The following is an 18,499-nucleotide window of genomic DNA, read 5'->3' on the forward strand; positions in this document are numbered from 1 at the left end:
AATGACTGAACTCGACACCATCAACAACAACGCCGGAGCCCTCATCGACCAGGGCGGAGACCTCGCGATGACCGCGGCTAAGCTCGCCGACGCTCACAAGATCGCTGCGGCCCTGTGCAACACCGCCATGGTCGGACCGCACTTCAAGGGCAAGACCGATGAGGCGGCCGCGGCGATCATGTACGGCGACCAGATCGGGATGAACGCACTCGCATCCCTGCAGAACGTCTTCGTCATCTCGGGAAGGCCGGGGCTGTACTCGCGGACCATGGTCGGCATCGTCCAGGCCAAGGGGCACACAGTGCGCACCGTCGAAGAATCCGACACATCCGTAACCGTCGCCGGAGTCCGCAAGGGGTCCAAGCATGAGGAAGTCGTGACATGGACGATCGAACGCGCCGAGAAGGCGGGGTACACGTCGAACAAGAAGTACAAGACGGAGCCACAGGCGATGCTCTATGCTCGCGCCGCTGGCGACGTGTGCCGGCGTATCGCCCCGGACGCGCTGCTGGGCATGGCTTACGCGGTCGAGGAACTCGAACAGGATCCCGACACGCGAGTCACGTCCACCGTCGTCAACGCGAAACTCGACCCGGCGCTGGGGGGCAGCAAGCCAACCGCTGACACGACCGACACGCTCGAACTCCTGGCCGAAACAACCACCGTCGAGGAAATGAACGTGCTGTGGAACGGCCTCGACCCACAGACGCAAGCACGCGTTCAGGGCGACTTCGACGCCCACTCGAAGAAGATCGGCGGGCAGGAGTCATGACCTACACCCGGAAGCCACCGCAGTCCCGCGAGGTTACGTTCCGCGTCTCGTGGGTCGAGGAACCGATCACGATGCTCGCCGTGAACTCCATGCCCACTGAGGCGCTGGTGCCGTTGACTCGCGACGACAACCCGGAGCCGATCATCAACGCCATGCCCGACGAGATCTCAACGCTACTCACGGCCTCGTCGGGGCAGGAGTTCCAGGAGTTCATGAAGTCCTGGGGCGCAGCCAGCGAGAAGGACGACAAGGACGCACGACGCACGGAATCAATGTTCGAGCGTCTCATCCGGGGGCTGTCATGAAACCCCGCCCCGCCCACCTTCTAATCAGGAAGGTGGGGGTGCGGGGCTGGGAGGTCCGTGTCGTCGTCGCTGACGGCGGATGGACCATAGCCACAGTCGGCACCGCCGCCGAAGCCGTAGCGATCGCCGTCGAGAGAATCCAGGAACGGCAGGCACGAATGCAGGAGGTGACGTCATGAGCTTCATCAAGATCACCACCATCCACCCGGACGGGCGCGAAGTCATCGGCATCACCCAGCAGGCGAACGTCACCGCACAGGAGGCGTTCACCCGCCGCGCCGTGAGAGCGGGAGTCGCCAGACAGCCGCACGACGCCGTGAGAGCGGGAGTCGCCAGACAGCCGCACGACATCGACAGGTCGACGCTCACCATCCGCCTCCACCCGACCGAGGTTGTCGACTACGAGCAGCTACTCGAGTACGCGGAAACGATCGAAGCATTCGACGTCATCCAGCCCGGATTATTCGAGGTGACGGGGTGATGTGTGACTTCGAGTTTGTGAAGTACCTGCTCGCCCCGTCACTGTACGGCCGCAACGTCCTCGACCCTGCCGTGCAAGCCGACCTGGCGGCACGGCGGGTCATGGGCATCCGAGCCCGCGTGAAATTCGAATGCACCGGCGAAGGCGTCCACGTCGTCGGTGGGGGAAGCTCACGTGTTATCCGCTGGGAAGACCTCGACCAACTGACCATATTCGACGAATTGGAGGAAGCGTGAAGGCTTTCGGGAAATCTAAATCCAACCACGCAGAGGCGGAAGCGGGAAACCGCGATGCTCATGCAGGCACACGCTCAGTGAACGAACTAACTGTCGGAGATCTACGCGAGCAGCTCGCGGAAATCGACCCCGACGTGAAAGTAAACATCGTCATCGGCGACTGCGACGACGACCAGTATTCGGGGTGGAATGGCGAATTGTTCTCGTGGAACAGGGGAGAGGAATACGTGATCCTATTCGGCCACGTGGAAGACAACATGGAAGCATCCGTGCGAGAAGCCTATCCGGAGAATTTCTGATGAGCATCTACTACCAAGATGACCAGGTGACGCTATTTCTCGGGGACTGCCTCACTGAGCATCGGGAGTGGTTGGACGCCGACGTGCTAGTGACCGACCCGCCGTATGGGGGAGGTTTCCGCAGCCGGCACGGATGGAGAGACGGGGAGGCCAGCAAGATACGCGTTGCCGGGGACAAAAACACAATCGCCAGAGACGAAGCACTCGAAACCTGGGGCGAGAAGCCAGCACTCGTCTTCGGGTTCTGGCGCAGGCCCATGCCAGTATCAACGCGGCAGATGATCATTTGGGATAAGCGCGGCGGAAACGGGTTCTCAGGCGACTACACGATGCCCTGGGCCGATGCTACCGAACAGGTGTATGTACTCGGCCGGGGGTGGCAGGGGAAGCGTGTGCCGGCCATCTACTCGATCCCCAGCCTGCACTCTGCATCGCCAGAACGATACGGGCACCCCACCCCGAAGCCCGTGGTGCTGATGGAGGCGCTGCTCGAAAAATGCCCGGACGGGAGAGTCGCAGATCCGTTCGCGGGGTCCGGGGCCACCCTCGTTGCTGCCAAGTCCGCGGGGCGCAAAGCGATCGGCGTGGAGGTCGAAGAGCAATACTGCGAGATCATCGCCACGCGCCTCAGTCAGGGAACGCTCGACTTCGGAGATGCCTCATGACCAACTCACTCGGATTCGCGAACACAGTCGCCTACTACGAACCGATCAACGAGATCCCGGCCAAGGACACCGACGCCGTGAAGCGCATGGCCGAGAGCACCGAGGACCGGGAAACAATCCTCGCCATGCTGGGAATCACACCATGACCCGCACACCTGACCGAGACCGACACCTCGGCGGCAAGTTCGCCGCCAAACAACGCATGGCCCGCTACCGGGAATGGAAGAAGAAACAGGAGAAAGATGATGACGAAGACACAGGCCAGAGAAGGACACCGCAGATTCGCGGAACTCGCGCAAGCAATCGGCGACAGGACCGGACTCGACCGGATCAGCCAGGGACTCCACCCGTTCAAAAATGAACCCATCGACACCGAGGACTGGCCGGGTACGGAAGCTGCATAGTCATATCTGCATCGTCTAATCCCACCACACGAAAGGGGTAGCGCCATGACTCAGGCAGCACCCGCGAGCGTCAGCACCATCGTCGTCGATGTGCCAGACAATGAGTGGATATCGGCCAACTCCCGGCTTCACTGGCGGCCCGAGAGGCAGCGGAAGATCGCACTGCGCAACCGCGGCCTGTTCCTCGCCCGGCAGACGCGCCTCGCCATACCCACACCCTGCCGCCTCGTCGTTGAGGTCGGACTGCGCACCCACGGCAGAGCGGACCCCGACAACTGTGCGCCCACGGTCAAGTGCTTAATCGACGGCATGGTCCAAGCGCGGGCACTTGTTGATGACAGCAGCGACCATATCGTCTCCACCACCTACGAGCGCGGGCCCCGTGTCACCGAGCAAGGGTGGCGGCGCATCACCCTTAAATTCATCCACGAACACGTCCCGGAATAAGGAGCACCATCATGGTCAACAGCATCGGATTCCTCTCACACGGAAGCCTCGGAACACACGCCCTCGAAGACGTGTCCAACACCGACGAACAGAAGGCCCAGGCGACCGCTGTAATCAAGTCCTGGGAGCCTGACAGTCACGCCGACATACTCGACATGCTGGGCCTGGCGAAGTGACATGCGTTCAAAAGGATTGTGCATCGTGAGTGGTACCGTTAGACGCACAGGGAAAAAGATCGCCCCGGCACGAGCGGACAACTCGTGTGATTCCGGGGCTGACCACTTGAAAGGAGTGGCTATGGACAGCGTATCGCATTCGCTGACCCTTCAGCAGGCATTCGAACGCAATCAGCTTGCGCTTTCAATCCTCTCTCATCGGCAGGATGAGCGTGCCGTGGAGCAGGCGATCTCAGCACTCAAGGGCGCATCGGTCGAAGAACTCATGGCCCGCGAAGGCGATGCCTAATGGCACGGATTCGTACGCTTAAGCCGGAGTTCTGGGACTCACCATCTACAGCACAAGCGGACTTGGCTGTTCGGCTGACTTTCATGGCGATGTGGAACTGGGCTGACGACTCCGGACACGGCACTGCAAACCTCAAGGAACTGGAGGCTTTCGTGTTCCCAAATGATGACGTGGCCGAGCTTCCGCGCATGAGTGCCCGAAATTCGGCAGGTAGCGCCCGAACCTGGCAGAGCTTTGCCGAAGTCTGCGGAGAGGTAGCCGAAGCCTATGGAGTGGTGTTCTACAAGGTGAAAAACCGTCCCTACTACTGGATCACCAATTTCAAGGATCATCAGTCGAAACACTTCCGCCTGGAGTCTAGGTATCCACGCGTCGATAAGGGGCAAATATACGACGTGACCAGCGGAAACGTTATTCCCCAGGAAGATGCCGGAGCGCAACTGGCCCTCGTTCCAGAAGAGAGTGCCCGAAATTCGGCAGACTTCGGGCCGAGTGCGGCCCTTGTAACAGGGGAAGAGGGTAACAGGGTAATAGGGGATATGGATGCTTCGTTGAACGAAGAAGAAGCGCCCAAAGGTCGCAAGCGACCGGCCACCCAACTCCCCGACGACTGGACGCCCAGTCAGGACCACTGCGACAAAGCAGTACAGCTAGGACTCGACATTGACGAGCAGGTCGAACGATTCCGCAACCACGCAGCAGCCAACGACAGACGGCAAGCATCCTGGAACGCTTCCTTCTCCAACTGGCTTCTGCAATCGAGCAAATACCAGAACGAATCCAATCGCCAGACCGGCGACCCCAACGCCCACCTGTGGAGGTAGCAAATGAACGATGACGCAATGATCTTCGCCGCGGTCAAGATGATCGAATCCGTCCGCGACGACGAAGAAGCCATCACCCTCTGCCACAGCCTTCTCGACCTTGCACTCAGAATCGGAGACACCAATGACTGACGAATCCCAGAGAACCATCGAACTCGGAATCCTCGGCAACGTACTGCTGAAAGACGGCGAGACGCTGGAAACCCTATCCGCCGCCGCAGAAGACTTTCACGAACCCCGCTACGGTTCACTGTGGGAAACCTTCCAGCAGATGAAGCGAGACGGACGGCCAGTGAACATCGCCACCGTCATGGCCGAAATCGCGAAGGACAAAAACCTGCAGCGACAGCTCGGGGCCGACGAGCTGTCGACGATGCTCCGAGAAGCGCCGATCACCATCGTCGCTGAAGAGTACACACGGATCCTCGCCGAGAATGCTGCACGGCGTCGTCTCATGCTGGTCGGGTCAACGCTGATCGACATGGCCCAATCGGGTGAAGATTCCGAGTCCATCGTCGCTCACATCCAGTCATCGCTAGAAGCCGTGGAATCACGATCGCCTGTGGCTATCAAGCCGATGTCCGAAGAAATGTGGGACACCATCAAGGAGATGGAGCAGCCGCCGCGATATGTGGCCACACCCTGGCAGGAGCTCAACGACCTTATTGCCGGCTGGCGACCGGAGGCCCTGTACGTCATTGGAGCCCGACCGGGTAGCGGCAAAACCCTAGTCGCCCTGCAGGCCGCCGTGCAGGAACTTCAGTCCGGTCCCGTGCTCATGTGCACGCTGGAAATGGGGCGCGGCGAAATCCACAAGCGCGTGTTCTCCCAGCTGCTCCACATCCCCCTCGGCCACGTTCTCAACTCGAACATGTCAAGGTCCGAGTGGGAGCGTCTGAAGGGGATCAAGGCAGACGGTCTTGATCAGCTCTACATCAACGATGACGCGATGCTCACCGTCGAAGGCGTGAAGCGCCATGCCACCGCACTGAAGCGCGGACCCGGCCTGTCAATGATCGTCGTCGACTACCTGCAGCTCATGGGGTCCACAGACAAGCGCGATCAGGGACGCAAGCGCCACGAAGAGATCGCCAGGTGGACTAGGTCGCTGAAGATCCTGTCGAAGACGCTCGGCGTGCCGGTTGTCATTCTGTCTCAGCTCAACCGTGAATCCACAAGAGGCTCAATGCCCGGCCTCGCTGACCTTCGCGAATCAGGGGCGATCGAGCAGGACGCCGATTGCGTCATCCTCCTGCACCGCGAAGACCCCGACCCAGGCACGCCGCTCAATGTCGCCGTGGCAAAGAACCGCCAGGGCCGGATGGGGAACTTCTCTCTCGACTGGGATGGGGAGTTCGCTCAGGTTCACGACCCGCAATTCAAGCCATCATTCGCAACCAACCGCGCACTATCCGCCTAACCGAAAAGGAAGACATCATGGCTAACGAAACAAAACTCACGATTCAGGGCAACGCGACCTCCGATCCGGAGCTGCGCTTCACACCGAATGGAGTCGCCGTCGTCAACTTCACGGTGGCGAGCACCCCGCGGTTCTTTGACAAACAGACCAACGAGTTCAAGGACAGCGAGACGATCTTCATGCGCGTCACCGCCTGGCGTGACCTCGCGCAGAACGTGGCCGAGTCGGTCCAGCGCGGAACCCGCGTCATCGTCACCGGGAACCTGAAGCCGAACAGCTGGGAGAAGGACGGGGTGAAACACTCCACGTTCGAACTCGCTGCCGACGACGTGTCCGTGTCCCTGGTCAGGGCGACCGCTGTGGTGACGAAGAACCCGAGCGCGCAGGGCAACCGCCCACCACACCCAGCCGATCAGCAGCAGTCGTCGGGATGGGGGAGTAGTTTCGGCGACGATCACAGGAGACTACTCGCGGAAGCACGTGGCGACGGCCAGCAGCAGGCCCAGCAGGCCACGCCGGGCACCGACCCGTGGGGGACCGACAACCGCAACCCGGATGAGCCGCCGTTCTGAAAGGACGAATCATGAAAACCACTTGCACCGAATGCTCCAAGACCTGGGGCGGCATGAGGGCGGAACACTGCTGTGCCTGCCATGAGACCTTCTCGGGCACATCGTCAGGCGATAAGCATCGCCGCGGCGAGTACCCGAACCGCACATGCTCCACTGATGATCTCGTGCATAATCCGAAGCGTGACCTCTGGCAGCTGCCCGGAACATGGTCGGAACGCGATCACAGCTAGGATTTCCGGCGCTTTCATGCCTGGACTGGACAATCTCACCACTCAACAAAACAATCGCCTTAAATGGCCGAAATCAAAGAATCGAGAAGACCATGCCCCAGCTACCCCAGAACGTGACCATCGTGACGAAGAACAGCCGCCTGCAACGCCTCGACATCGACGGGGCTGAATTCCCGTGGATGCTCAGCGCAGACGAGGGTATTCAGCTTGACGTCCCAGGCGAAGGGATCGCGAGACTCAGTGTCACCCTGTTCGTCGACGCCGACCGGATCAACTTCAAGGAGGAAGCATGAGAGACCACATCAGCTTGACGAATCAGATACGCCGCGACATTGGTGGCAACCTGGCGCCAACCGTCGCAGTCCTCCGCTGGCTGGACGATCACCCCGACGAGGTGCCCGGACGGACAATCACGGATAGCGAATTCGGCAGGGCCGTGGACAACCTGCTCATATCGGAGTCCGTAGGAGAGTTCAATTCCGGAGTTCGACGCCTTGCCTTGGAACTGGGGCTGACGATCACCTCCGACCCGGAGCCGACGAACGCGGAGAAGGCCACAGCCGATCTTGAGACGTGGGGGATGCTCCGTTCGGGAGCATTAGAGCTTGGCCCCTGGTTGGCTGGTCAGGGATGGGTGAAGGCACCGGAAGAAGACAGTGATGAGTGAGTACACGCCAAGCATGGGAGGAATGCGAGAGGCATACCACCGGTGGGGGATTGTCAATGAGAACGTTGTTGCACCTAGTGAGCTGGATGCCGAGTTCGACCGCTTCATTGAGCAAGTCCGAGCCGAAGCCTGGGACGAGGGATATGAGACGGGATGTTCGTCTCCGTACGGAACGGCCACACCGTCGGGCAAGCCGTATGACCCTGAACCCAACCCGTACCGGATCGAGGGGAAGCATGAGTGACGAGTCCAACTATCAACGAAACCGTACAAGTTCGGATGACGAACTACGGGACAGGATCGCGGGCATTCTGGCAGACACGTATTCACCAGGGGGTCGGGGCGTGCAGTTTGAAGACGTGGTAGCGGCCGAAGCAATCATTGACCATATCCGCACCGACGAGGCGGTCGAGCGGGTGGCGCGGCTGCTGGCGTGCCTGGAACCCGGCGAGGAATGGCCGAGCAACGAAGCCCTCGGCGGCAACCTCACTGGCACCAGAGACCACGAGTATCGGGACGGCATGCGGGACCAGGCGAGAGAAGCGATTGACGCACTACTCGGAACAGGAGGCTCAAATGATTGACCGGGAGCGGAGGGCCATCGAAGGCATGAACGGACGCTACTCAGTCAGCAGCGACGGGCGGGTCAGGTCGAATGTATCGAATTGCGAATTGCGCCCAACAGTGAACAGCAAGGGTTACAGGATCGTGAGGATGGCGGACCAGCAAGGCGGAAAGGTGCGAAACAGGCGAGTTCACGTTCTCGTCCTGGAAGCATTTGATCGTCCGCGTCCAGAAGGAATGATCACGCGGCACCTCAACGGAGACCCTGGGGACAACCGGATTGAGAATCTTCGGTGGGGAACACATTCGGAGAACGAGTATGACCAGATCCTGCATGGAACACACTGGGCATCGTCGATAACGCACTGCAAGAACGGCCACGAGTACGCCAAGACGGGCGTCACATTCCACAGTGGCGGGAAGTTCAAGGTGTGCCTCCAGTGCCGTCGTGAGCGCCAGGAACGCAACCGTGAGGCCGAGCGGCTATCCCAGAGGGAGAGGTGGTCAAAGCGTACTGCCGTTGAGTGTGAGGTGTGCGGCAAGAGCCTCAGGCAGATTAAGCGACACATGGAAACAATGCATGGGAGGGCTGCGTAATGACCACCTCCGACTACATCACCCGCAGATACAGGCAGAACCTCCACAGACCCGACCCCAGACAGCGGGCACACCCAATCGAAGCACCCATCATCTGGACGGCACACCTGCTGGCAGGGGTGGGCCGGGGTATGGCCTGGGTGGTGGGGGTAGTGGCCCAGGCCAGACAGGGCAGGGGGCAGGCACCCCAGGGTGGGCAGGGGGTGGGCCATGCTGGCCGGGGTAGGTAGGGGGTGGCAGGGGTACCGCCGGTGGGCACTGCGGTGCTGGCGCTGGGTGCGCGTGCTCAGGCCACAACCAGTCCCATGGATCGCAAGCGGTCGAGTGTTCCAAGGCGCAGGCGTCAAGACGTGCGTCACGCAGGAACCTTACGGTGAGATGCTACTGAAGGATCAAGACAATGAGTGATAGCAAGTACGGATCACGACACCGCAAGAACCGTGACGCATACAAAGGCCACGACAACGTGCGTTGCTGGTTGTGTGGCGATCTCATCGACATGAGCTTGAAGCGAACAGATCCAATGTCCTTCGAGCTCGACCACAAGAAGAGCGCAGCCAAGTTCCCCGAGCTCCGATACGATCCTGCAAATACTGCACCCTCTCACCGGCAATGCAACCGCGACAAAGGCGCAGGCGACCCGAAGCCGGGGCTGACGAGGACGTCACGCGATTGGAGTCGGAAGCGTGAACGCGATGAGTAATCGGGCCGGCGAACGAATAATGAAAACGGAAAGCGTTCGGCGTGTCCGGTTGACAAACTCGACGGGGAAGGGGAGGTCGAATGTTGAAGCTCGTGATCACGCGACACAGCGCGCCGGGTAATAGCCCCTCTCTCCAGCGACCCACCCTGCCCATGTACCCATGTCAATCCACCACGCCGAACTTTCGAAAGGTACACTTGAGCCATGGCTAAATCGTCCAATTCCACCAGTCGGAAGGGTGGCCCTGTTGTCTCGATCACTTCGGTGGGCGAGGCCGGCGGCGTGCCTCTCGATGGGACGCTGCTTGAGTCGGCGAGTCTCGAGGAGGCTGTGGAGAATGCGATCGGTCAGATGGATTGGTTGCAGGCGACTGATCGGGCGATGGTGGAGCTTGCGCTGTCCTACGCTCGGCAGATCGACATGGCGAATTTCGTTGCTCTCGATGCGTCAGAGCGGCTGAAGAATCTAGATCCTGACATGGAGCCGGAGGATGCGAAGGCGTTCATGGACACCGCGAACCGCTCCCTGGCCGCCGCCGGCAAAGCGTTGTACCTTGGACCCCACCTGCACAACGCCATGCGCTCACTTGGTGGCGACCCGACCTCGCGGAAGGAGATCACCGGGGGTAGTGCTGAGGCGGCGGCCCCGGCCGATCCCCTGGCGGCGATGAGGGCGCAGGCTCGCGAGAGGAAGCGGGCATGAAGGACGACTCTTCGGGGTTCCGTGATGAAGACGGCGTGCTGTGGGGCGCTGAGGTGCCCCGCGTGTTCACTGCTCCGCTTCGTGAGCTGACTCCTGAGACGTCTCTGGGCTTCGAGGTCATTGACTTCGCTGAGCAGGTGCTCATGATTAGCCTGTATCCCTGGCAGCGCTGGTGGTTCATCCACGCCTTGGAGCTTCTGCCGGATGGCTCCCCGCGGTTCAGAACGATTGTTCTGATGATCGCGAGGCAGTCCGGTAAAACCCTCGTCGTGCAGGTGCTTACCCTGTGGGCGGTCTTTATGCGTGCGGCGCTTGTGGGCGGCGTGGCGCAGAAGGAGGACGTCGCAAAAGAGATTTGGCGTGACGCGCTCCAAATGGCCCAGGACCGGGAGTGGTTGGCTCCGGAGATCGTGCAGGTCGTTACGGCGAATGGTTCGGTGCAGTTCCGGTTGTCGAATGGCGGCAGGTACAAGATCAGCGCCGGCGGGCGCAAAGCGTTTCGCGGCATGACGATTGACGGCTTCGCGATCATTGACGAGCTGCGCGAGCAGACCGACTGGGGGACCTGGGGTGCGATCACGTCGACAACGAAGGCGACCCGCACGGGCCAGGTGGTGGCGATGTCGAATGCCGGCGATGCGGCGAGCGTGGTGCTGCGGTCCCTGCGCGATCAGGCGCTGGAGTCTATTGACGATGGTTCGGCTGACACGCATGGGCATTTCGAGTACAGCGCCCCGGAGGATTGCGATAAGTACGATCGCGACGGCTGGGCCATGGCCAATCCTTCCCTGTCGTGGAATCCTGCCCTGACGGAGCGGTCGATTCTGGCTGAAGCGAAGACAGCGCCGGAGGACGTGTTTCGCATGGAGCAGCTGTGCCAGTGGTGGACGCGCTCCGCGGAGTCGATCTTCCCCGGTGACACGTGGCTGTCGAAATTGGATCCTGATTCGTTCATCACTGATGACTCACCACTGGTGCTGTCTGTGGCGGCGTGGCAGAAGGAGGGCACGATCGGGCGTGCGTCGATCTGTGCGGCTGGTCTGCGCCCTGACGGTAACCGGCATGTCGAGGTCGTCTCGGCGCGCCCTGGCTTGGATTGGGTAGTCGATCGCGTGGTGGAGCTGTTCGAGGATTCCGAGGCGCAGTCGGTCGTCATCCAGGCGCGTGGCGCTGTCGCTTCGAGGTGGATCCAGGATCTGCGTGACCGTGGAGTGAACGTGCTCGAGCTTGGTGGTGGTGACATCACGATCGCTCACGGCAGCTTCTATCAGTCGATCATTGCCGATGAGAAGGCGTCGAAGCGCACGTTCCATATTGGCCAGGAGAACCTCACGTTGGCCGCGAATGAGGCCCAGATCAAGCCACTGGGCGGTCAGTGGGTATTCGATCTCAATCACGACATTGTCGACGTCACCCCGGTCGTCGGATGCGCTCAGGCTCTGCATGGTCTTGAGGCGTCTATGACGACTGTTCGACGCCGTTCAGCTTACGACGATGGTGGCGGCCTTCTGGTCGTCTAAGGAGATGAAAATGACGTGTTCGCAGTGTTGTTCGGATTTTGGGCGGGTGTCACGGTATTCTGTGGGTACCCGTGCCAGGTCGACCGAGAGTGTGGTCTAGGGCATGGGTATTCTTGATTTGTTCCGGCGGTCGCCGGGTGGGACTGCGCCGAATGGTGCCCCGGTGGAGTTTGCGCCGACGTTCATGTTCTCTGCCGAGGACGTCAACGACGTCGTGTCGGGCCTTTATGCGTTGTCGCCGGAGAAGATCTACGAGAAGACGTCTGACCTGCGCACGGTACTCGATTTTCGGGCGCGCAACTTCTCTCAGATCGGCATGCATGCGTTCGAGATGCAGAGCGACGGCGGCCGTGAGCGTGTCCGCGATAGCGTCTCGGCCAAGGTTCTGAAGCGTCCGGCGCCGGGGATGACGTGGCCGGCGCTCATGTGGGCGGTGTGTCTCGATTTTGATCTGCATGCTGAGGCGTACCTGCTGTTCAATCCGAAGGTTCCGGCGCTGGTGCATATCCCGGCCCGTCGCGTGAGTCTCACGTCAGGTAGCTGGGAGATGGGTGATTTCAAGGCCGCGGTGTCGTCTCCTGACGGGTCGAAGACTGTGGAGGTCGGCGCTGAGGCGCTGATTCCGATTCGTCTTTACAATCCGGGCGGTAAGTCGCCTATGCAGACGCTCAAGGACGTTATGGCTGAGCAGGCGGCGGCGCAGTCGTTCCGCCTGAAGACGTGGCAGAACGGACACCAGACGAATCGTTACATCACGCGCCCTGCCGATGCTCCTGATTGGACGCCTGAGTCGCGCAATCGGTTTGTGGAGGACATGCGCCGCTTCCGGTCCGGTGGTGGCTCTGAGGGTGGCTCGCCGCTACTCGAGGATGGGATGCAGTTCAAGTCCGATCAGGTGAAGGCCACTGAGGATCAGGTCATGGAAATGGCGAAGCTCTCCCGTGAGCGGTATGCCTCAGCCTATGGCGTGACGCTTTCGATGCTGGGCTCTGGTGAGGGTGTGACGTATGCGAACCTGCGCGAGTACCGGCAGATGCTCTACTCGGAGACCCTGGGCTCACTGTTTTCGACGGTGGAGGCGGCACTGAATTCGTTCCTGCTGCCTCTGGCGGATCCGGGTCGTGATGACTTGTATCTTGAGTTCAATCTAAAGGAGCGTCTGAAGTCGGATCCTGCCGATCAGGCGAAGATCTATCAGGCGTCGGTGGGTGCGCCGATCATGACTCGCAATGAGGCTCGCGCTCGGGAGAATCTGCCGAAGGTTGACGGCGGTGACGAGCTGATCACGCCGCTCAACGTCGTCACTGGCTCGGTGGCGTCTCCGCAAGATACGGACGGCACTGAGGGGCAGCTGTCGGCGTCAGGGCATCGCGAGATGGTGGTGCCGGGAAAAGCTCGGGGACGGTCGACGACGGTGGATCGGAAGCAGTCTGATGTTGAAGCTGTCGAGTCCGTCCTGCTGTCCTACTTCGGTCGTCAGCGATCATCGGTGCTCTCGGAGCTCGGCGCGGGGGCGACGGAGCTTGACTATGAGCGCTGGGACACGGAGCTGTACCGCGATCTCATCACGGTCATCCCTGGTATTTCGAAGCGTCAGACGGATGCGCTGTTGAATGAACTGGATTTGGATTTCACGTTCGATCCTGTGCGCGCACGGTCGGAGCGGTCGCTGCTGGCTGACCATACGTCGAATATCACGACGGCGAACATCAATAAGTTTCTGAAGTCGGCGGATCCTGCTCACGATTTCGATGTGATTGAGGCCACCCGCTCGGCGCAGTATGCGGATACGATCGTCACGTCGATGAACAATATGAGGTCCGTGGATGTTGCCAAGCAGGGCGCGAAGTCCCTCGGCGGTGAAGCGTACAAGGTGTGGACAACCATGTCGGGGGATTCTCGGCCTGCTCATGCCGCTATGAATGGGGAGCGGGCGAAGGTGGGGGAGCCGTTTTCGAATGGTGCGCAGTTCCCGCGCTCGTCTGTTCTCGGCCCTGCTGGGGTCGCTAATTGCCAATGCCAAATGATTATTTCGATTGAAGGGTGAGACCATGACTACCAAAATGGCGACGAAGGCTCAGGCAGTAGCCCTGAAGTCGGCACCGGACGATGAGGGCACGTTTGAAGCTCTCGTCGCGGTGTTCAATAACATCGACTCCTACGGCGACGTGATCCTCAAGGGTGCATTCGCTGACACGCTCAAAGAGTGGGGCGATTCGGGCTATCCGGTGCCTGTCGTGTGGAGTCATGACAAGGATGACCCGTTCTCCCACATCGGTGTCGTGACTGAGGCGAAGGAGACGGAGACGGGCCTCGTCGTCAAGGCGCAGCTGGACATGGAGAACCCGAAGGCCAAGCAGGTCCACAAGTTGCTCAAGGGTGGGCGGATCAAGGAATTCTCGTTCGCCTTCTCCTACGACATGGAGGATGTGAGCCCAGCGAAGCGCGATAGCGTGGAGGTCCGCGAGCTCAAGAAGCTGAAGCTCTACGAGGTGGGTCCGACGATGGTGGGCGCGAACCCGTCGACTCAGCTCATGGGTGTGAAGTCGGTCAAGGCTGACGACGACCCTGCCCCGACTGACCCTGCAGGAGACCCGGCGCCGGCTGACGATGACACGCCAAATGACGACACTGGTGGTGACGATTGGGCGAAGGCTGCAGAAATTGTGTCTGAGGTGTCCAATCTGCTCACTCAGTTGGGTGATATAATCACTCGTAACACCACTGACGAGGACGACGACGAGTCGGACCCTGATGATGGTGACGAAGCCAGCCGAAGCCAGACTGACGACGACGAGACCACTGGTAAGTCGTCTGAGGTGTCCGCTGATCGGTCCGCTGAAGAACAGAAATCGCTTGCCGCTCTCTATGCGGCCATTCTTCAGGAGGATTCAGATGGATCTCAAAGCTCTACTGACTGAGGCGAAGGGCATTGTTGATGCCCTGAACGCCGGGACCGCGACTGACGAGCAGAAGTCTCGCATGCCGGTCCTCACCACGGAAATCAAGGACGCGAAGGCCGCTGAGGCTGACGCGAAGTCCCTGTCTGATCTCGTTGCCGGTGGCGTCGGGTCCAAGCAGGACAAGTCCAATGACGAGCGCCCTGCGGCTTCTCTCGGTGCGCACGCCGCGGCTGAGTTCAAGTCGATGGGTGCCCGATTCGAGGGCAAGCAGGCCGCATTCTCGTCCACCGAGTTCAAGGCCGCCGGCGACCCGTCGTCTGTGGACACGACCGAGGGTGGCCTGCCGCAGATTGACACGTCCGTCGTGTCGATGCCGCGCACAATCCTCACGATCGCGAGCCTTCTGGCTCCCGGTACTCTCTCGGGTGACACTCTCGTGTACTTCGAAGAGACTGCTGGTGCTGGTGATCCCGATACTGTTAAGCCGGGTGCCAAAAAGCCCTACGTCAACTACGCGTTCAAGCAGGTCCGTGAGGGCCTGTCGAAGATCGCGGGCCTGACTAAGGTTCTCGACGAGATGATGGAAGATTACGGCTTCCTCGTCACCGAGATCAACGGCTCCCTGCTCTACGATCTGTCGCTGAAGGAGGAGGAGCAGCTGCTGTACGGAAACGGCACTGCCCCGAATCTGCTGGGCATCACTGAACGCTCGGGTGTCCTCGCTGTCGATGCGACTGCGGAGACCTTGGCTGACAAGGTGTTCTCGGCTCAGATGCAGGTTCAGCAGGCGTCTCGTCGTCTCGTGGATGGTGTGGTCATCAACCCCGCCGATTACGAGAAGCTGCGCCTGACGAAGGACGGCAATGGCCAGTACATCGGCGGTGGCCCCTTCCAGGGTCAGTACGGTGTCGGCGGTGCTGCCCTGTACCCGCCGCTGTGGGGACTCAATACCGTGGTCACTCCCGCGATCAAGTCGGGGACTGTTCTGGCTGGTGCGTTCAAGGATGCGACTCTGTTCCGCAAGGGTGGCGTGCGTGTCGATGCGGCGAATACCAACGTCGATGATTTCGAGACGAACAAGGTGACTCTGCGTGCTGAGGAACGGATCGCTCTGAAGGTGCCCCGTCCTGCCGCGTTCGCGGAGATCACTGTAGCCGGCGGAGAGTAATCGGTGATCGTTCGTCTGGGGTCGTCCCCTGGTCCACTTTGGGGAAGGTGGACCGGGGTGGCGGCCCCAGCACCATATCTGAGGGAGAAGTCATGAAGAAGTACACGGTCCGCATGGGCGGATATGACATGCAAATGCAGTTGACCGACGAGGATGCTCGTGCGCGTGGCCTGTTGGCCGCTGAGAAGCCGGCCCCTGTCGCCGAGACGAAGATGGTCGACCCGGAAAATAAGGCGGCACCGGAGGAGCCGAAGCGGGGGCGTCCGCGCATTCAGCGGGACGAAGACTGATGCTCACCCCCACCTACGTCAAGGATCACGTGAAGGTGCCTGTCGGTATTACCGATGAGCAGCTACAGGACGTGATTGATCGCGCCACGGACAGGATGCGCAGGTATTGCCGGTGGCACGTGTTCCCGGAGCTCCTGGACGCGGCAACGTTGTCCACGGACGGCTCCCAGTCTGTTCTCCTGCCGTCCCTGCGTGTCGTCGAGGTCAATAAGGTCGAGATCCGCGGCGAAGAGGTCACTGGGTACGGGGTTGACAAGGACGGGCGCCTGCGCCTCGACTGCCGGCGCTTCCCTGACGCCCTGGGCGCGGTGAAGGTGACCATGCTCCACGGGTACGACGAAGACGAGCTCGACGCTGTGCGTGATGTTCTGCTCGGAATGATCGAGCGCGTGACGACCCTCCCTCATTTCATCAAGTCCTCATCTGTCGGTGAGGCGTCGGTGACGTATGGCGTAGACGCGGCTCTGCGTCCCACGTTCGGGGATAAGGAAGTTCTCGACGAGTATCGGATCTTGCTCAAATGATCGGCCCGTGGGGAAATGACACGATCGTCGAGGTGCAGCCGACGTGGACCACGGTGCGTGGCAATCTCGTCGCGGATTGGAAGAACCCGACACGCATCAATCACGACGGCTTCGAGGTCCGCCCTGCTCAGGGTGGGCGAGACTTCGAGCTTGGTGTTGGCATTAAGCGGGTGCGTCGGGTCTATGGGCCACCGAGCGCAGTCATTGACCCGCGTTCACGCATCGAGCTGCCCGACGATGAGGGTCAGTTCACGATCCTCGACGGGCCGAACACATCCAAGTCGGCAGAAATGCTCATGGGTTACGGCGACGGGCCGGGTGTCACGTCGCTGACTGTCGGAATCAAGGAAGGCTGATCATGGCGAAACCATTTAAGCTCAACAAGGACGGCGTGTCCAAGCTCCTGAAGTCGAAGGAGATGCAGGCGGGCATGACTGCCCGCGCCAAGCGCATTGCGGCCGCTGCTGGCCCTGGCCACGCTGTGGAGGAAGACAATAAGGGTGATCGTGCCCGTGCTTCTGTCGTGACCCGTTCCTATGCCGCGAAGAAGGCTGAGGCGAAGGACCGCAGCCTGACTCGCGCAATGCAGGCAGGTCGCGGATGAGTGTCGCGATCTCGTTCCCGTCTGTCCTGGATGACGAGATCAACTACCTCAATACGTCAGGCATCATTCGGGCGGTGGGATCCAAGCCTGTCGACAGGGCGGAATTCTGCCTCATTTGGCTCGGCGGTGGACGGCAGGTCACAAAGATCACCGCCGAGGTCATTCTCAACTTCGAAGTGTGGGTGCCGAAAGATGATGCACTCGCGCAGGTGACCGCGGAGCGCCTCGCCGAGGAAGTCCGCGCCGCTGTCTCGGCTCGGTCCAACGACCATGAGGACGGCATCACACAGTACTCGGTGACATGGCCGGGGTTCCCGGCGAACTTGCCACCACTCGAAGACAAGGAGGGTGCTCAGGCTGAATCCTGGGCGCGTGTCGTCTTCATGGGTCAGATCACGGTCAGGGGCAATAAATTTGTGGCCTAAACTCGCGTCCGTGTCGTCTAATGCGGCCACTCGAATGTATGATTTAATTAACCGCGAACCCATGCCAGGATTCGAAAGGTTCAGCAATGGCCAAGAATTATGATGCGATCCATATTTACGGTGACGAAGCGTCGACCGTATGGATTCGCCGCAAAGGTACTGGCGATGGGGCGATCCCGACCGGGCTCGCGGACCCCACCGAACCCTCCGGCTTCCAGGATGGCGGCTGGCTGTCTGAAGACGGCATCGACCTCGAGGTCTCTGCTGACGTTTCGAAGTTCAAGGCCTGGCAGGGCGGTTCGAACGTCAAGAACCGGGTGACTTCCACGGAGCGCAACTTCAAGCTGCAGTTCCTTCAGGAAGACCCCCTGTCGACGGAGATCTTCTTCGACCATGACGGAATCACCGATGAGGACGGGCTCGCGAAGTACACGATCCCGAAGTCGATCGGCTACTCCGAATGGGAGTTCGTCATCGACTTCAAGGACGCCGGGAAGACGAAGCGACTTGTTGCTACCGCTTCCGCTGGTGAGCGTGGCACGGTCTCGCACAAGAACGATGACATGACCGTCTATGAGGTCACGTTCGACATTCTCGAAGACGCCTACGTCCTCACCGACGACGAAGTGATGGTCGCCGGCATTCCGGAAGTCTAGGGATAACCCACTGATCGGGTGGGGTGGGCGTTTTTTCATTGGCATGGGTGACGCCC

The 18,499-nt window shown here is 60.5% G+C and carries 33 protein-coding genes; all 33 read left to right on the forward strand.

Going from position 1 to position 18,499, the window contains the following annotated elements; all coding sequences use genetic code 11:
• The first annotated feature begins 1 nt into the window (after nt 1).
• The 33 genes from BANT918_RS11800 to BANT918_RS11935 all read left to right on the forward strand — a co-directional run bounded on the left by BANT918_RS11800 (nt 2) and on the right by BANT918_RS11935 (nt 18,443).
• A complete protein-coding gene (locus BANT918_RS11800) occupies nt 2-772 on the forward strand; it encodes a hypothetical protein (RefSeq protein ID WP_101620413.1) in 771 nt (256 codons plus the stop codon).
• The gene (locus BANT918_RS11805) at nt 769-1,077 is read left to right on the forward strand and encodes a hypothetical protein (protein WP_101620414.1); all 309 of its coding nucleotides are present in this window, start codon (nt 769-771) and stop codon (nt 1,075-1,077) included. The genes BANT918_RS11800 and BANT918_RS11805 overlap by 4 nt, the downstream gene beginning before the upstream one ends.
• Complete coding sequence (locus BANT918_RS17430; RefSeq protein WP_167389457.1) at nt 1,074-1,256, forward strand: hypothetical protein; 183 nt, start codon at nt 1,074-1,076, stop codon at nt 1,254-1,256. Before BANT918_RS11805 ends, BANT918_RS17430 begins: the two co-directional genes overlap by 4 nt.
• Complete coding sequence (locus tag BANT918_RS11810; protein WP_101620415.1) at nt 1,253-1,558, forward strand: hypothetical protein; 306 nt, start codon at nt 1,253-1,255, stop codon at nt 1,556-1,558. Before BANT918_RS17430 ends, BANT918_RS11810 begins: the two co-directional genes overlap by 4 nt.
• The gene (locus BANT918_RS11815) at nt 1,558-1,794 is read left to right on the forward strand and encodes a hypothetical protein (RefSeq protein ID WP_101620416.1); all 237 of its coding nucleotides are present in this window, start codon (nt 1,558-1,560) and stop codon (nt 1,792-1,794) included. Before BANT918_RS11810 ends, BANT918_RS11815 begins: the two co-directional genes overlap by 1 nt.
• The gene (locus BANT918_RS11820) at nt 1,791-2,093 is read left to right on the forward strand and encodes a hypothetical protein (protein WP_101620417.1); all 303 of its coding nucleotides are present in this window, start codon (nt 1,791-1,793) and stop codon (nt 2,091-2,093) included. Before BANT918_RS11815 ends, BANT918_RS11820 begins: the two co-directional genes overlap by 4 nt.
• Nucleotides 2,093-2,758, forward strand: coding sequence for a DNA-methyltransferase (locus BANT918_RS11825; RefSeq protein WP_101620418.1), 666 nt, complete (start codon nt 2,093-2,095; stop codon nt 2,756-2,758). The genes BANT918_RS11820 and BANT918_RS11825 overlap by 1 nt, the downstream gene beginning before the upstream one ends.
• On the forward strand, nt 2,755-2,904 hold the full coding sequence (locus BANT918_RS17435) for a hypothetical protein (RefSeq protein WP_167389458.1): 150 nt from the start codon (nt 2,755-2,757) through the stop codon (nt 2,902-2,904). Before BANT918_RS11825 ends, BANT918_RS17435 begins: the two co-directional genes overlap by 4 nt.
• Nucleotides 2,905-3,003: 99 nt before the next feature.
• Nucleotides 3,004-3,162, forward strand: a complete 159-nt coding sequence (locus BANT918_RS17440; protein WP_167389459.1) for a hypothetical protein — start codon at nt 3,004-3,006, stop codon at nt 3,160-3,162.
• A 45-nt stretch (nt 3,163-3,207) separates the two neighbouring features.
• Nucleotides 3,208-3,609 (forward strand): hypothetical protein, encoded by a 402-nt coding sequence (locus BANT918_RS11830; RefSeq protein WP_101620419.1) that lies wholly within the window; start codon nt 3,208-3,210, stop codon nt 3,607-3,609.
• A gap of 11 nt (nt 3,610-3,620) precedes the next feature.
• Complete coding sequence (locus BANT918_RS17445) at nt 3,621-3,785, forward strand: hypothetical protein (RefSeq protein WP_167389460.1); 165 nt, start codon at nt 3,621-3,623, stop codon at nt 3,783-3,785.
• A gap of 121 nt (nt 3,786-3,906) precedes the next feature.
• The gene (locus BANT918_RS17450; protein WP_167389461.1) at nt 3,907-4,074 is read left to right on the forward strand and encodes a hypothetical protein; all 168 of its coding nucleotides are present in this window, start codon (nt 3,907-3,909) and stop codon (nt 4,072-4,074) included.
• Nucleotides 4,075-4,157: 83 nt separating this feature from the next.
• Complete coding sequence (locus BANT918_RS11835; protein WP_145996981.1) at nt 4,158-4,898, forward strand: hypothetical protein; 741 nt, start codon at nt 4,158-4,160, stop codon at nt 4,896-4,898.
• 3 nt (nt 4,899-4,901) lie between these two features.
• The gene (locus tag BANT918_RS17935; RefSeq protein WP_267892102.1) at nt 4,902-5,030 is read left to right on the forward strand and encodes a hypothetical protein; all 129 of its coding nucleotides are present in this window, start codon (nt 4,902-4,904) and stop codon (nt 5,028-5,030) included.
• Complete coding sequence (locus tag BANT918_RS11840) at nt 5,023-6,318, forward strand: replicative DNA helicase (RefSeq protein WP_101620421.1); 1,296 nt, start codon at nt 5,023-5,025, stop codon at nt 6,316-6,318. Before BANT918_RS17935 ends, BANT918_RS11840 begins: the two co-directional genes overlap by 8 nt.
• A 17-nt stretch (nt 6,319-6,335) precedes the next feature.
• Nucleotides 6,336-6,890 carry a single-stranded DNA-binding protein gene (gene ssb / locus BANT918_RS11845; protein ID WP_101620422.1) on the forward strand — a complete coding sequence of 185 codons (555 nt, stop codon included), beginning with the start codon at nt 6,336-6,338 and terminating at the stop codon, nt 6,888-6,890.
• An 11-nt stretch (nt 6,891-6,901) separates the two neighbouring features.
• Complete coding sequence (locus tag BANT918_RS18115; RefSeq protein ID WP_418904418.1) at nt 6,902-7,120, forward strand: hypothetical protein; 219 nt, start codon at nt 6,902-6,904, stop codon at nt 7,118-7,120.
• 92 nt (nt 7,121-7,212) lie between these two features.
• Nucleotides 7,213-7,413: a hypothetical protein gene (locus BANT918_RS11850; protein ID WP_101620423.1), complete on the forward strand. Its 201-nt coding sequence runs from the start codon at nt 7,213-7,215 to the stop codon at nt 7,411-7,413.
• Nucleotides 7,410-7,787, forward strand: coding sequence for a hypothetical protein (locus BANT918_RS11855; RefSeq protein WP_101620424.1), 378 nt, complete (start codon nt 7,410-7,412; stop codon nt 7,785-7,787). The genes BANT918_RS11850 and BANT918_RS11855 overlap by 4 nt, the downstream gene beginning before the upstream one ends.
• Before the next feature lie 236 nt (nt 7,788-8,023).
• Nucleotides 8,024-8,371: a hypothetical protein gene (locus BANT918_RS11865; RefSeq protein WP_101620426.1), complete on the forward strand. Its 348-nt coding sequence runs from the start codon at nt 8,024-8,026 to the stop codon at nt 8,369-8,371.
• Complete coding sequence (locus BANT918_RS18120; RefSeq protein ID WP_101620427.1) at nt 8,364-8,948, forward strand: HNH endonuclease signature motif containing protein; 585 nt, start codon at nt 8,364-8,366, stop codon at nt 8,946-8,948. The genes BANT918_RS11865 and BANT918_RS18120 overlap by 8 nt, the downstream gene beginning before the upstream one ends.
• Before the next feature lie 400 nt (nt 8,949-9,348).
• A complete protein-coding gene (locus tag BANT918_RS18125; RefSeq protein WP_101620429.1) occupies nt 9,349-9,651 on the forward strand; it encodes an HNH endonuclease in 303 nt (100 codons plus the stop codon).
• A 204-nt stretch (nt 9,652-9,855) separates the two neighbouring features.
• Nucleotides 9,856-10,353: a terminase small subunit gene (locus tag BANT918_RS11885; RefSeq protein ID WP_101620430.1), complete on the forward strand. Its 498-nt coding sequence runs from the start codon at nt 9,856-9,858 to the stop codon at nt 10,351-10,353.
• Nucleotides 10,350-11,873 (forward strand): terminase large subunit, encoded by a 1,524-nt coding sequence (locus BANT918_RS11890; protein ID WP_101620431.1) that lies wholly within the window; start codon nt 10,350-10,352, stop codon nt 11,871-11,873. The genes BANT918_RS11885 and BANT918_RS11890 overlap by 4 nt, the downstream gene beginning before the upstream one ends.
• A gap of 103 nt (nt 11,874-11,976) precedes the next feature.
• Complete coding sequence (locus BANT918_RS11895) at nt 11,977-13,920, forward strand: phage portal protein (protein WP_101620432.1); 1,944 nt, start codon at nt 11,977-11,979, stop codon at nt 13,918-13,920.
• A gap of 4 nt (nt 13,921-13,924) precedes the next feature.
• Nucleotides 13,925-14,794, forward strand: coding sequence for an HK97 family phage prohead protease (locus BANT918_RS11900; RefSeq protein ID WP_145996982.1), 870 nt, complete (start codon nt 13,925-13,927; stop codon nt 14,792-14,794).
• Entirely contained in the window at nt 14,769-15,944 is a 1,176-nt protein-coding gene (locus BANT918_RS11905) for a phage major capsid protein (RefSeq protein WP_167389462.1), read from the forward strand. Before BANT918_RS11900 ends, BANT918_RS11905 begins: the two co-directional genes overlap by 26 nt.
• A gap of 92 nt (nt 15,945-16,036) precedes the next feature.
• Complete coding sequence (locus BANT918_RS11910) at nt 16,037-16,234, forward strand: hypothetical protein (protein WP_101620435.1); 198 nt, start codon at nt 16,037-16,039, stop codon at nt 16,232-16,234.
• Entirely contained in the window at nt 16,234-16,758 is a 525-nt protein-coding gene (locus BANT918_RS11915) for a hypothetical protein (protein ID WP_101620436.1), read from the forward strand. The genes BANT918_RS11910 and BANT918_RS11915 overlap by 1 nt, the downstream gene beginning before the upstream one ends.
• The gene (locus BANT918_RS11920) at nt 16,755-17,114 is read left to right on the forward strand and encodes a hypothetical protein (protein ID WP_101620437.1); all 360 of its coding nucleotides are present in this window, start codon (nt 16,755-16,757) and stop codon (nt 17,112-17,114) included. The genes BANT918_RS11915 and BANT918_RS11920 overlap by 4 nt, the downstream gene beginning before the upstream one ends.
• A 2-nt stretch (nt 17,115-17,116) precedes the next feature.
• Nucleotides 17,117-17,362: a hypothetical protein gene (locus tag BANT918_RS11925; RefSeq protein ID WP_101620438.1), complete on the forward strand. Its 246-nt coding sequence runs from the start codon at nt 17,117-17,119 to the stop codon at nt 17,360-17,362.
• On the forward strand, nt 17,359-17,787 hold the full coding sequence (locus BANT918_RS11930) for a hypothetical protein (RefSeq protein WP_101620439.1): 429 nt from the start codon (nt 17,359-17,361) through the stop codon (nt 17,785-17,787). Before BANT918_RS11925 ends, BANT918_RS11930 begins: the two co-directional genes overlap by 4 nt.
• An 86-nt stretch (nt 17,788-17,873) precedes the next feature.
• Nucleotides 17,874-18,443, forward strand: a complete 570-nt coding sequence (locus BANT918_RS11935; protein WP_101620440.1) for a hypothetical protein — start codon at nt 17,874-17,876, stop codon at nt 18,441-18,443.
• Nucleotides 18,444-18,499 lie beyond the last annotated feature (56 nt).

It is taken from the genome of Brevibacterium antiquum CNRZ 918 (assembly GCF_900169145.1).
In the GTDB taxonomy this organism is placed as follows: Bacteria; Actinomycetota; Actinomycetes; order Actinomycetales; family Brevibacteriaceae; genus Brevibacterium; species Brevibacterium koreense.

Coding starts and splice junctions, on each gene's coding strand:
- BANT918_RS17935 (WP_267892102.1), top strand. CDS start 4,902: ATGAACGATGACGCAATGATCTTCGCCGCGGTCAAGATGATCGAATCC.
- BANT918_RS17445 (WP_167389460.1), top strand. CDS start 3,621: ATGGTCAACAGCATCGGATTCCTCTCACACGGAAGCCTCGGAACACAC.
- BANT918_RS17430 (WP_167389457.1), top strand. CDS start 1,074: ATGAAACCCCGCCCCGCCCACCTTCTAATCAGGAAGGTGGGGGTGCGG.
- BANT918_RS11890 (WP_101620431.1), top strand. CDS start 10,350: ATGAAGGACGACTCTTCGGGGTTCCGTGATGAAGACGGCGTGCTGTGG.
- BANT918_RS17435 (WP_167389458.1), top strand. CDS start 2,755: ATGACCAACTCACTCGGATTCGCGAACACAGTCGCCTACTACGAACCG.
- BANT918_RS11850 (WP_101620423.1), top strand. CDS start 7,213: ATGCCCCAGCTACCCCAGAACGTGACCATCGTGACGAAGAACAGCCGC.
- BANT918_RS11895 (WP_101620432.1), top strand. CDS start 11,977: ATGGGTATTCTTGATTTGTTCCGGCGGTCGCCGGGTGGGACTGCGCCG.
- BANT918_RS11835 (WP_145996981.1), top strand. CDS start 4,158: ATGGCGATGTGGAACTGGGCTGACGACTCCGGACACGGCACTGCAAAC.
- BANT918_RS18120 (WP_101620427.1), top strand. CDS start 8,364: ATGATTGACCGGGAGCGGAGGGCCATCGAAGGCATGAACGGACGCTAC.
- BANT918_RS11920 (WP_101620437.1), top strand. CDS start 16,755: ATGATCGGCCCGTGGGGAAATGACACGATCGTCGAGGTGCAGCCGACG.
- BANT918_RS11915 (WP_101620436.1), top strand. CDS start 16,234: ATGCTCACCCCCACCTACGTCAAGGATCACGTGAAGGTGCCTGTCGGT.
- BANT918_RS11865 (WP_101620426.1), top strand. CDS start 8,024: ATGAGTGACGAGTCCAACTATCAACGAAACCGTACAAGTTCGGATGAC.
- BANT918_RS11930 (WP_101620439.1), top strand. CDS start 17,359: ATGAGTGTCGCGATCTCGTTCCCGTCTGTCCTGGATGACGAGATCAAC.
- BANT918_RS11905 (WP_167389462.1), top strand. CDS start 14,769: ATGGATCTCAAAGCTCTACTGACTGAGGCGAAGGGCATTGTTGATGCC.
- BANT918_RS11885 (WP_101620430.1), top strand. CDS start 9,856: ATGGCTAAATCGTCCAATTCCACCAGTCGGAAGGGTGGCCCTGTTGTC.
- BANT918_RS11935 (WP_101620440.1), top strand. CDS start 17,874: ATGGCCAAGAATTATGATGCGATCCATATTTACGGTGACGAAGCGTCG.
- BANT918_RS11815 (WP_101620416.1), top strand. CDS start 1,558: ATGTGTGACTTCGAGTTTGTGAAGTACCTGCTCGCCCCGTCACTGTAC.
- BANT918_RS11840 (WP_101620421.1), top strand. CDS start 5,023: ATGACTGACGAATCCCAGAGAACCATCGAACTCGGAATCCTCGGCAAC.
- BANT918_RS11800 (WP_101620413.1), top strand. CDS start 2: ATGACTGAACTCGACACCATCAACAACAACGCCGGAGCCCTCATCGAC.
- BANT918_RS11805 (WP_101620414.1), top strand. CDS start 769: ATGACCTACACCCGGAAGCCACCGCAGTCCCGCGAGGTTACGTTCCGC.
- BANT918_RS11925 (WP_101620438.1), top strand. CDS start 17,117: ATGGCGAAACCATTTAAGCTCAACAAGGACGGCGTGTCCAAGCTCCTG.
- BANT918_RS18115 (WP_418904418.1), top strand. CDS start 6,902: ATGAAAACCACTTGCACCGAATGCTCCAAGACCTGGGGCGGCATGAGG.
- BANT918_RS17450 (WP_167389461.1), top strand. CDS start 3,907: ATGGACAGCGTATCGCATTCGCTGACCCTTCAGCAGGCATTCGAACGC.
- ssb (WP_101620422.1), top strand. CDS start 6,336: ATGGCTAACGAAACAAAACTCACGATTCAGGGCAACGCGACCTCCGAT.
- BANT918_RS11830 (WP_101620419.1), top strand. CDS start 3,208: ATGACTCAGGCAGCACCCGCGAGCGTCAGCACCATCGTCGTCGATGTG.
- BANT918_RS18125 (WP_101620429.1), top strand. CDS start 9,349: ATGAGTGATAGCAAGTACGGATCACGACACCGCAAGAACCGTGACGCA.
- BANT918_RS11910 (WP_101620435.1), top strand. CDS start 16,037: ATGAAGAAGTACACGGTCCGCATGGGCGGATATGACATGCAAATGCAG.
- BANT918_RS11900 (WP_145996982.1), top strand. CDS start 13,925: ATGACTACCAAAATGGCGACGAAGGCTCAGGCAGTAGCCCTGAAGTCG.
- BANT918_RS11855 (WP_101620424.1), top strand. CDS start 7,410: ATGAGAGACCACATCAGCTTGACGAATCAGATACGCCGCGACATTGGT.
- BANT918_RS11825 (WP_101620418.1), top strand. CDS start 2,093: ATGAGCATCTACTACCAAGATGACCAGGTGACGCTATTTCTCGGGGAC.
- BANT918_RS11810 (WP_101620415.1), top strand. CDS start 1,253: ATGAGCTTCATCAAGATCACCACCATCCACCCGGACGGGCGCGAAGTC.
- BANT918_RS17440 (WP_167389459.1), top strand. CDS start 3,004: ATGACGAAGACACAGGCCAGAGAAGGACACCGCAGATTCGCGGAACTC.